General features: G+C 63.8%; 7 protein-coding genes. All 7 read left to right on the top strand.

Features of this window, described 5'->3' with window-relative positions:
* Positions 1 to 4: 4 nt before the first annotated feature.
* The 7 genes from AC1M2K_RS13140 (at position 5) to AC1M2K_RS13170 (ending at position 11,394) form a co-directional block, all read left to right on the top strand.
* Positions 5 to 946, top strand: a complete 942-nt coding sequence (locus tag AC1M2K_RS13140) for an ABC transporter permease (protein ID WP_480241317.1) — start codon at positions 5 to 7, stop codon at positions 944 to 946.
* Complete coding sequence (locus tag AC1M2K_RS13145; protein WP_480241318.1) at positions 943 to 2,736, top strand: dipeptide/oligopeptide/nickel ABC transporter permease/ATP-binding protein; 1,794 nt, start codon at positions 943 to 945, stop codon at positions 2,734 to 2,736. Before AC1M2K_RS13140 ends, AC1M2K_RS13145 begins: the two co-directional genes overlap by 4 nt.
* The gene (locus tag AC1M2K_RS13150; protein WP_480241319.1) at positions 2,729 to 3,580 is read left to right on the top strand and encodes an ABC transporter ATP-binding protein; all 852 of its coding nucleotides are present in this window, start codon (positions 2,729 to 2,731) and stop codon (positions 3,578 to 3,580) included. Before AC1M2K_RS13145 ends, AC1M2K_RS13150 begins: the two co-directional genes overlap by 8 nt.
* A 40-nt stretch (positions 3,581 to 3,620) precedes the next feature.
* Positions 3,621 to 6,446, top strand: a complete 2,826-nt coding sequence (locus tag AC1M2K_RS13155; RefSeq protein WP_480241320.1) for a family 78 glycoside hydrolase catalytic domain — start codon at positions 3,621 to 3,623, stop codon at positions 6,444 to 6,446.
* A gap of 6 nt (positions 6,447 to 6,452) precedes the next feature.
* Positions 6,453 to 7,979 (top strand): glycoside hydrolase family 43 protein, encoded by a 1,527-nt coding sequence (locus tag AC1M2K_RS13160; protein WP_480241321.1) that lies wholly within the window; start codon positions 6,453 to 6,455, stop codon positions 7,977 to 7,979.
* A gap of 123 nt (positions 7,980 to 8,102) precedes the next feature.
* On the top strand, positions 8,103 to 10,487 hold the full coding sequence (locus tag AC1M2K_RS13165) for a glycoside hydrolase family 3 N-terminal domain-containing protein (RefSeq protein WP_480241322.1): 2,385 nt from the start codon (positions 8,103 to 8,105) through the stop codon (positions 10,485 to 10,487).
* Between the two features lie 184 nt (positions 10,488 to 10,671).
* Positions 10,672 to 11,394, top strand: coding sequence for an aldo/keto reductase (locus AC1M2K_RS13170; RefSeq protein WP_480241323.1), 723 nt, complete (start codon positions 10,672 to 10,674; stop codon positions 11,392 to 11,394).
* Positions 11,395 to 11,436 lie beyond the last annotated feature (42 nt).

Here is an 11,436-nt window from a genome sequence, read left to right on the forward strand (position 1 = left end):
AGCAATGTTACGCACTCTTCTTATCAACCTCGTCCGCGCCGTCGGTGTGCTGCTCGTCGTGAGCTTCCTCACCTTCTGCCTCATGTATAGCGACGGCACCGGGATCGCTCGCACGGTCCTCGGAGTCACCGCCACTGACGAGCAGGTGGCAGCGTACGCTACAGAGCTGGGGCTCGATCAACCCCTCATCGTTCAATACTCCAACTGGCTCGCCGGCGTCGTCCAGGGCGACCTCGGCGCGTCATTTGCGACAGGCCAGCCCGTCACGGACGCGCTGTCGTCTCGGGTGCCGGTGACCTTGTCGCTAATCATCCTGACAATGATTCTCACAACTGTCATCAGCGTTGTCCTCGGAGTGACCGCGGCACTCTATGGGGGATGGTTCGACCGCGTCGTGCAGTTCATCGCCGTCCTCGGCGCTGCGGTGCCACCGTTCATCCTCGCGATTGGCCTCATCTTCGCATTCGCCATCGCGGTGCCGCTCTACCCCGCCACCGGGTACATCCGGGCTACGGACGATCCCCAGGGGTGGATTTGGTCGCTGACACTCCCTGTGACCGCCCTTCTTATCGGAGCAATCGCAAACGCCTCCGCCCAGTTCCGCGGGTCGGTGCTAGACGCCCTTTCACAGGACTACGTCCGCACCCTCCGTGCCCGCGGAATTCCAGAGTGGCAACTCCTCTTCCGCCACGTCCTTCGAAACGCAGCCGGCCCCGGGCTCGTTGTGCTGAGCCTCACCACCCTGGGACTACTCGGCGGCGCACTTTTCGTCGAAGACGCTTTCGCGCTGCCGGGCGTGGGACAGCTCGCCATCCTGTCGGCTCTGGCTGGGGACGTACCGATGGTTATGGGCACCGTGATCTTCACGATTGTCCTCGTCCTTATCGTCAACTTCCTGGCGGACTTCGTCGCCGGTCTGCTCAACCCGAAATCGAGGATCCGATGACCATCGACCAGCACGAACTCGACCCGGACGCCGACGGCACGGCCGCACTGACCCGCCGCGGCGTGCGACGTTCGACCTTCCGGTCGTTGCTGAAGAATCCGCTGGCCGTCTTTGGTCTCGTCTTTCTGCTCTTCATCGTGATTGTCGCTATCGTCACCCCGTGGCTTGCGCCTTACCCGCCGAACGCTACAGACCTTGCAGCGACGAACGCGCCGCCGTTCAGTGAGGGGCACCTTCTCGGCGCAGATGCATCGGGCCGTGACATTCTGTCGCGGTTGATGTGGGGCACACAGCAAACACTCATCGCCTGCGTTCTGGTGTTGGGCGTGTCCGTGATTCTCGGATTGACTTTCGGCTTGCTGGCCGGCTTCTACCGCGGTCGTCTCGAGGCCATCTCTAACTTCGTGGCAGATGTGACCATGTCCCTTCCCGGCATCGTCATGCTGATCGCGCTGTACGCACTCACTGGCCCGAATGTCACGGCGTCGATGACCGTGTTCGGCGTCATCGTCGCACCATCTTTCTATCGCCTTGTGCGATCGGTGGTGATAGCAGTCCGCTCAGAGCTGTACATCGATGCGGCAAAAGTCGTCGGGCTGTCTGACGCACGCATCGTCGGGCGGCACGTCCTCTCAGCCGTCCGGGCTCCCGTCGTTGTGCAGAGTTCCTTCGTTCTGGCGACCGCGGTAGCCATCCTCGCCGGAATCGATTTCCTTGGGCTCGGAGACCCGTCCCAGCCCTCATGGGGACGAGTGCTCAGAGATGCATTCGAGAACATCTACGTGAACCCCGCAAACGTCATCTGGCCGTCACTGCTGATCTCCCTGACGATTCTTGCTTTCGTCTTATTGGGCAATGCTCTGCGTGACACCCTGCAGGCATCCAATCGGAGCGCGGCACTCAAACCGTCTCGGCGACGAGCACTCGCCAGCGCCGCTCAGGACGAACGAGTCGCCGGGGTCAACGACCTCACCCCCGCCCAGGACATCGTCCTCTCGATTCGAAATCTGCGCATCGGGTACCCGACGTCTGCAGAGGATGTGCGCCCCGTCGTCCACGGCGTCGACCTTGACGTGCGCAGAGGTGAGATCCACGGGCTCGTGGGCGAGTCAGGATCCGGCAAGTCGCAGCTCGCCTTTTCTGTTCTCGGCATTCTTCCCCGAGAGGCCGTGATCCTTGGCGGGAGCGTCTTCTTCGAAGGGCGTGATCTGCTGGCAGACACCGCACGCATGCGCAAGGCTCGCGGTCGTCGAATTGCCTACGTTCCGCAGGAACCTATGTCGAACCTGGACCCGTCGTTCACGATTGGCGCACAACTCACTTATGGCCTGCGCGCCGCGACCGGCGTCTCGAAATCTGTCGCTCAGAAGCAACTCCTCGGTCTTCTCGAGCGGGTTGGCATCGACGATCCGCAACGGGTGATGCGGCTCTATCCGCACGAGATTTCCGGCGGCATGGCGCAGCGCGTCCTCATCTGCGGCGCGGTCGCTGCAGAGCCGGAACTTATCGTGGCCGACGAGCCCACTACAGCTCTTGACGTAACCGTGCAGGCCGAAGTTCTTGAGTTGCTCCGCGAACTCAGCGCCGAACGCGGCCTCGCCATGATCATCGTCACCCACAACCTGGGGGTGGTCGCCGACATTTGCGACTCCGTCAGTGTGATGAAAGACGGCCGCATCGTAGAACACAACGACGTCGACACTCTGTTCGCATCACCGCAGAACTCATACACCCGAGACCTTCTGGTCTCATCACGCAAGGTGGAACTGATGGAGGCCGGCAATGAGTGAACAACTCCTGCAGATCAAGGATCTTGTCGTGCGTTACGGGGGCCGGCGAGGCGGCAAGACCGTCATCGAGAACGTGTCACTCGACCTGAAAGCCGGTGAGACGGTCAGCCTGGTCGGGGAATCCGGATCAGGCAAGACCACGATCGGACGCGCCATTCTCGGTCTCGCTCCGGTCACCGGCGGCACAATCTCGTTCCGGGGACAGGAGATCAGCAACATCACGCGCGCCCGACGACGCCAGATCGCGCGAGAAATCCAGGTGATCTTCCAGGACCCCTACTCGTCGTTGAACCCGTCCATGACGGTGGAGAGCATTCTTGTCGAACCGCTTCGCGCGGCAGGCGTCAGTGAGGGGCGAACGAGGGTACGGGAACTGCTGGATGCCGTCGGCATGCCGTCGGACTCAGGCACACGTTATCCGAGAGAATTCTCCGGCGGCCAGCGTCAGCGCATCGCCATCGCGCGTGCTCTGGCGATGAACCCGTCCGTCATCGTCTGTGACGAGCCCACCAGCGCACTCGACGTCACCACTCAGTCCCGTGTTCTTGCCCTGCTCAGCGATCTCCAGAAGGCGACCGGTGTGGCTTACCTCTTCATCAGCCACGATCTCGGTGTCGTGCACGCCATCAGCGACCGGATTGCGGTCCTGAAGGACGGTCGCATCGTCGAGCTCGGCGACGCACATCAGGTCGCGACGAACCCGCAGCATCCGTACACGCGCCGCCTCCAGATGTCGGCGCCGATCGCAGATCCGCCCCGACAGCGTGCTCGCCGAGCCGAGCGACTCCGCGTCCTTGCCGCCGAAGCGGCGTCCGCCGCCCCCCTGGATTCGCAGACCGCCTGACTCAGCGCCCACCGATCTCACTATCCCCGTCTGGAAACATATGACGCTCTCCTCTGCCCCAACGCCTGTGCGCTTCGAACATCGTGCGCCGGGTGCCGCTCTCGGTCTCACCGAGCCGACCCCGCGTCTTTCCTGGTCGATCCCGACCGCACCCGCCGAGTACGTTCAGCACGGATACGAACTGGAAATCAGGCGCGGGGGCGAGACGACGACCATTGCCGTCGAGTCTGATGAGCAGGTCCTCGTGCCCTGGCCGGATGAGCCCCTGCGCTCCCGTGAAAAGGCGTCCGTCCGGGTGAGGGTCCGCCGCGGCGACGAGTGGGGCCCATGGAGTGAACCATCGGTTGTCGAGGCCGGTCTGCTGTCGGCCGATGACTGGTCTGCACGGTTCGTCAGCCCGGTAGGGATCGGGGGAGTACGCCAGGCCGCACCAGAACTGCGCGGGACGCTCGACGTTCCCGGCACGATCGCGCGCGCTCGGCTCTACGCGACCGCCCACGGAATCTTCACAGCACAACTGAATGGCAGCCCGGTCGATGACACGGTCCTGGCGCCCGGATGGACCGCGTACCAGCACCGCCTTCGCTTCCGCGCCTACGATGTCACCCACCTCGTCCACGAAGGCACAAACCGGTTAGACGTCGTCCTGGGGAATGGGTGGTGGCGGGGCCGCTTCGGATTCCTCGGCAAACGCGCCATCTACGGCGATCGACTTGCCCTGCTCGCCCAGCTGGAAGTCACAACAACCGACGGTGCTGTCTACCTTCTGTCAACCGACAAGACCTGGCATGCGCGACCGACCGGCATCCTCGCCGATGACATCTATGACGGCCAGACAACCGACATGCGCGGCGACCCTGACGCACGGTTTGATGCGCCCGTCGAGGAGGTAGTCGCCGATCTCGAGAAACTGGTCGGCGAGGACGGTCCGCCGATGCGCGTGACGGAGACGATCCCGGCCCTCCGAGTGTGGCAGTCGCCGAGCGGCAAGACACTGGCGGATTTCGGCCAGAACGTGGTCGGCTGGGTCCGGCTTCGCTCGCGTGCCGCCGTTCCGGGTACAGAAATCGCCGTGCGCCACGCCGAAGTGCTCGAGGCCGGCGAACTCGGCATTGAGCCGCTGCGGAGCGCCCGCGCGACCGACGTCTATTTCGTTTGCGGCGACGAGGGCGAAACGCTCGAGCCGTCCCTCACCTTCCATGGATTCCGTTACGCCGAAATCTCAGGGTCCGACGGCCTCGTTCCGTCAGACCTCGAAGCCATCGTCATCGGCAGCGATCTGGAACGCACCGGATGGTTCACGTCCTCACATGACCTGCTCAATAGATTCCACGAGAACGTCGTGTGGGGGATGAGGGGCAACTTCCTCGACGTGCCCACCGACTGCCCCCAGCGCGACGAACGACTCGGGTGGACCGGAGACATCCAGATCTTCGCGCCGACCGCGACGTACCTGTTCGACTCGTCCGGTTTCCTCGCCTCCTGGCTCGCGGACCTCGCCGCAGAGCAGGAACCCGACGGCAGCGTTCCCCATGTCGTCCCAGACATCCTCCGCACCCCCCTGACCTCGGCGCCCGCCGCAGCCTGGGGTGACGCAGCCGTAATCGTCCCGTGGACGTTGTGGGAGCGCACCGGCGACGTCGGTATCCTGCGCCGTCAATTCGAGAGCATGCGCGGATGGGTCGACAAAGTGCAGTCCGTCGCCGGCGGCGACCTCATCTGGAGGGGAGGGTTCCAATACGGCGACTGGCTGGACCCGACGGCACCGCACGACGACGCCGCGGCGGCGAAGGCCGACCCCGACGTCGTGGCCACTGCTCACTTCTACCGGTCCGCAGATCTTGTTGCCCGTGCCGCTGAAGTGATCGGCCAGCACGCTCAGGCCACGCACTACCGCGACCTCGCCGACCGCGTGCGTCGCGCCTTCCAGAGCGCCTTCGTAACGCCATCGGGCCGAATCCTCTCCGACGCCCAGACCGTCTATGCGATCGGACTGGAGTGGGGGCTCCTTGAGAGCGCCTCCCAGAGAGAAGAAGCCGGCCGGCGCCTCGCCGATCTGGTGCGTGGCGCAGGATTCCGGATCGCTACCGGTTTCGTGGGCACACCCATCATCTGTGATGCGCTGATGAACGCCGGATACGCGCATGTTGCTTTCCGGCTGCTGCTGCAGACCGAAGCGCCGTCGTGGCTTTACCCGGTGACGATGGGCGCGACCACGGTGTGGGAGCGCTGGGACAGTCTTCTCCCCGACGGCACCATCAACCCGAGCGGCATGACCTCGTTCAACCACTACGCCCTCGGCAGTGTCGTTGATTGGGTTCACCGGCGCGTGGTTGGACTAGCCCCGTCATCGCCTGGGTACAAAACGATCTCCGTGCGGCCCTTTCCGATGCCTCAGCTCGACCACGCGAGCGCGCGACATGACACGCCATATGGCGAGGCATCCGTGTCCTGGTCACGATCGGAGGGGACTCTCACTCTCTCCGTTCGAGTGCCCGTCGGCGTCCGCGCCAATGTGGATTTGCCCTGGGATTCCGGATCGGAAACCGTTGGACACGGAGACCATAGCTGGCAGGTCACCGAACCCCCTGTTGCCAGGTCACCCATCGTCACGGTGAGGGACCTGGTCGACGATGAAAAGCGCTGGGACCAATTTGTGGAGGCCGCGATCTCCAGCGGCGTTTCACCCGCGGAGACGCGGATCGCGCAGCTTCTGGCACCGTACTTCGACCATGCGATTGACGAACTACCCGAAGGGGTTTGGACGAAAGGCTGGCCCTCGGATACGACAAAGGCTGCGCTGGCCGCCGTCGTGGCGGCCTCGCGCGCTGCCTTCTCCATCGACGACGCAGCCCGGAGGCGGTGAACGAGCATGTTTGACCCGACAAGCACGATCGAGACCACAGAAGTTGTACGCACCTCGAGCGGCGCCGTCCAGCCCATCATCCCCGGCTTCTACCCCGACCCCACCGTCTGCCGGGTGGGCGACGACTACTATCTCGCCACCTCGAGCTTCGAATACTTCCCCGGCGCACCCATCTTCCACAGCCGGGACCTCGTGACCTGGACGCAGATCGGCAACATCCTCACCAGCCGGGAACAATTCCGCAAAGAAACCACAGGCCCGTCCACCGGCGTGTACGGGTCGACGCTCCGGCATCACGACGGCCGGTTCTGGTTCATTACGACAAACGTGAGCGAGTTCGACGCAGGGCAGGTGATTGTCCACGCCGACGACCCGGCCGGTCCGTGGAGCGATCCGGTATTCGTGCCGGAGGCAGTCGGTATCGACCCGGACCTTTGCTGGGACGACGATGGCCAGTGCTACCTCACCTGGCATCTCCTCGACTTCTCGGTCGGCGGGCAGGGCATCAGGCAAGCACCGATCGATCTCGCCACCGGACGGCTGACGGCAGATTCGTACCCCGTCTGGCCGGGCAGTGGAATGACTGCCGCGGAGGGTCCGCACCTTTATCGGATCGGTGACTTCTGGTACATCCTCCTGGCCGAGGGAGGGACCGAACGCGGGCACTGCGTCACCGCCGCCCGTGCGTCCACTCCCGAAGGACCGTACGAACCGTGCCCCTGGAACCCGGTGTTCACTCACCGAAGCAGCTCGCACCCGGTTCAAAGCGTCGGCCACGCGGATCTTGTCGAGGGCCCGGACGGGCGATGGGCCGTTGTCTATCTCGGCTCCCGCCCGCGCGGCTCCACACCAGGTTTCCACGTGCTCGGGCGCGAAACCTTCATCGCGGGTATCGACTGGGTCGACGGCTGGCCCGTGTTCGACGAAACCCGTTTTGAAATCCCCGAACCTGACACCGCATTCACCGACTCGTTCGATTCACAAATACTCGATGCTCGTTGGGTCGTTCCCGACGGGGAACCGGAAGCCGTGATCAAACGCCACCCAGCCGGTGGATTGACATTCCGCTCGTCCGGACGCGCGAAAGACCTGCTCTGCGCTCGCGTCAGGGACTTTGCCTGGGCCGCTGACGCCCGGATCGAGTTCGCCGGAGAGTTCCGTTTACGCCTCGACGATCGGCACTGGTGCGCTCTCATCTTTGAGGACGGACGGGTGCGCGTCATGGTTCAAATCGGTGACATCCGGCACGAAGTCAACACGATGACGACCGCGAACTCCACCGTCACGTTGCGGCTCGAGGCAACCCCACCGCGGTCGGCACCGGTGCCATTCGGGTATGCCGGGCCCGACGACATCGCACTCTCTGTGAACGACGGAACAGGATACACGGAGCTTGCGCGGCTCGACGGGCGCTATTTCTCGACTGAAGTGGCGGCGGGTTTCACCGGCCGAATGCTCGCGTTCGGATCTCCGCGCAGCGACGGTCGTCTCCTGTCCGTCACATACCGGCCGTCGCTCTCCAAGGAGGTCTGACGACTTGCCTGCATTGTTGCCTGCCGCTAAAGCCGCCCACGGCCGTGGCGTCAGCTTCGAGGCCGGTGCGAAGCGAACCCGGCTCGCATAGGCGATCCGTGACCAACTTGATGGGAGCCACAAATGCCCAGGCCTGAACAACTGAGCCCCGAGGAGCGCGCGACGGAGCTTCTCTCGAGGATGACCCTGCCTGAGAAGGTCAACCAATTGACTGGAGTGATGGCTTGGCAGATCCTCGAGCCCGACGGAACCGACGTCTCCGATATTGCGGAAGTCCTCGCCGGCCCGCCTGGTCACGTGGCCCAGCTCATCCGTGACAATCCCCAGCTGTTGGCCGAAACCCTCGGCAGCATCCAACGCACGTTCGTGGAGCGAACTCGCTTGGGTATCCCTGCGTTGTTTCACGCAGAGGCGCTGAACGGACTTTTGGCCGGCGGCCATATGGCGTTCCCCACTCCTATCGCTCTCTCCGCGACGTGGCGACCCGACCTGGTCGGCGAGATGGCTGCGATCATGCGTGAACAACTCATCGATCTTGGTATTCGTCACGTACTTTCCCCCGTGATGGATGTCGCGCTGGATCCGCGTTGGGGTCGAGTGCACGAGACCTACGGCGAGGACCCTTATCTTGTCGCCAGTCACTCGGTTGCTTATACGAAGGGGATGCAGGGCACGGACCTGCTGCAGGGCGTCATTGCCACGGGAAAACATTTCCTCGGATATGCCGCCTCCGAAGCCGGGCTGAACTCATCGACGGTGCCGGCTGGGCCGAGGCGCGTCCGCGACCTGTTCGGCTTTCCGTTTGAGGCCGCCATCAGAGAGGCGGGTCTGGGCTCGATCATGAACTCCTACGGCGAGATCGACGGAATCCCGGTTGCAGCCTCGCGCGAACTCCTGAGCGACCTGCTGCGCGGAGTATTCGGGTTCACGGGATTCGTCTCTGCCGACTACAGCAGCATCGAACAACTCGTGACTCGGCAGGGTGTCGCCCGCGACATCAGTGAGGCTGGCCGTTTGGCACTCGCGGCAGGTCTCGACGTCGAGTTTCCCAAGCCGATGGCATACGGGCGACGTCTAGCCGAAGAAGTCGAGTCGGGGCGGGTGCCGATCGACGAGGTCGATGTGTCAGTTCACCGCGTGCTGGCGGCGAAGTTCGGCGTCGGACTGTTCGAAAATCCCTACCCGCGCGAACGCATCGATCTTGCGCGAATGGCAACGGACGGCGATGAGTTGTCGCGCACCCTCGCGCAGCGATCCGTCACCCTCCTGGAAAACGATGGGATTCTGCCCCTCGAGCCTCGGGGCAAGCGAATTGCTGTGGTGGGCCCTCACGCTGACGCACCGGACCTCCAGTTCGCGGCCTACAGCTATGTCTCGTGGCGCCTGGCCGTCGACGCAATTCACTTTGGCGGCGAGATGACCATGGTGGGAGTGGATAGCGATGCCGATGCCTGGCACCAAGCCCATCTGCCGGCGGGCCGTGCCACGTCGCTCTCGCGCGAGCGATATGGAACCACCACATTCGCTGACGAGCTGGCCGATCGGGGCGCGATCGTAACGGTCGCCCGAGGTTCGGGGCTGACCGAAGATCTGGGCGACGACGCCATCACCGAGGCCATCAACGCCGCGGCGGGGGCCGAGCTCGTGATCGTTGCAGTCGGTGGCGCCAGCCTCTGGTTCAGCGGAGAGCGCACCGAAGGTGAAGCGAGCGACACTGCCGATATCGCCCTGCCTGCGGCTCAAGCGAAACTGGTTGACGCAATCGCCGCGACGGGCACCCCGTTCGTCATAGTCCTCGTGCAGGGACGGCCTTACCCGCTTCCCGAAAGTGCAGGGGCGGCCAGGGCAGTTATCGTTACGTCGTTCGCGGGGCCTCACGCGGGCAGAGCGCTGGTTGACGTGATGTCCGGCGTTGCGGAGCCGACCGGTCGGCTTCCCTACTCGATACCGCGTCACACCGGACAGCTCCCTATCTACCACCACCGATCTACCGGCAGCGGAGGGACGGCGTCGAGCGAGGATCATCCGGAGGTCAACTACCTCGACATCCCCACTACGCCGAAGTACCCGTTCGGCTTCGGCCTTGGATACTCGACCTTCGCGATTGATGACCTGATCGCACCGGAGCAGGTGAGCACCAGCGACCGCCTCACGGTCTCAGCGCGGGTGATGAATACGAGTCAGCGCCACGGTGCGACCGTTATCCAGCTGTATCTGCGCCATCGAGTCAGCGGAATCACGCGACCGTTCCAGAAGCTTGCAGGTTTCCAGCACGTGGAGGTCGACGCCGGCGGATCGGTGCGCGTCCAGTTCGAACTGGATGCCACGCAACTCGCCGCGACGGGTGTCGACATGCAATTGCGAGTGGAACCGGGCACGCTCGACGTCGTCATCGGCCAGCACGCCGAAGACCGCGCTCACTCTTGTCGCGTGACGATCACCGGACCAAGTCGCGTTGTCGAACGGGACTCGCGCGCGTTCTTCTCGACGTCATCAATCCTCGACTGAGCTGAGCCGATCCCCAGCGCCTCCCCATCCGAAAGAGTGAAAGAAAGTCCGGCATGGCCCATGGAAACATGCACCGCATCGAGCGCCCGAGCGCCGAAGGCGCGGTGCCGTCCTTACTCGCCGAGATGACACTTCGCGAGAAAGCACACCAGGTCGTCTCGGTGGCACGACGATAGGCGGAACCATGCGGGGGAACCACCTCACACAGACCGGTCCGAGCGTGTCGGTAGTCTCTGTGGGCACCAGCCCTCTTGGCGGGATGCCAGAGGCATATGGCTACAATGTCGCCGCGGATCAAGCAATTGCGACCGTGAAGCGGTTCGTCCACTCGGCGATGAACCTCATCGATACGTCGAACGAGTACAGCGGGGGCGAAAGCGACCGGCGCATCGGTGTCGCTCTCGCCCAGTCTGAACCCGATGCTCGCGAAATTCTCATCGCCACAAAGGCGGACCCAGAGCGCGGCGCAACGACCTTTGACGCGAATCGCGTCCGTGCCTCCTTCGAAGAGAGCGTGGCGCGGCTCGGCGTTACGCACATCCCCGTGTATCACCTGCACGACCCGGAACGCTTTGACTTCGAGTCGATGTGCGCGCCCGGTGGCGCTATCGAGGGCATGGTGCAACTCAAGGAAGAGGGGTTGGTGGGACTCATCGGCGTCGCAGGCGGTGACATTTCGCAGATGTACCGGTACGTCGACACCGGTGCGTTCGACATCCTGCTCAACCACAGCCAGTACAACCTCCTCGATCGAAGCGCCAATGACCTGATCGCCCACGCGGTCACGGCCGGACTGAACTACTTCAACGCCGCACCGTATGCGAGTGGGATGTTCGCCAAGTCTCTGGCCGAGGCCCCACGGTTCCACCGAGGCCCCACGGTTCCAATACGGCCGGCCCTCGGCTGAGATCATAGAGATTACGAGATGGCTCCACGCGGAGTGCGCCCG

The organism is Mycetocola sp. Y171, assembly GCF_056713165.1.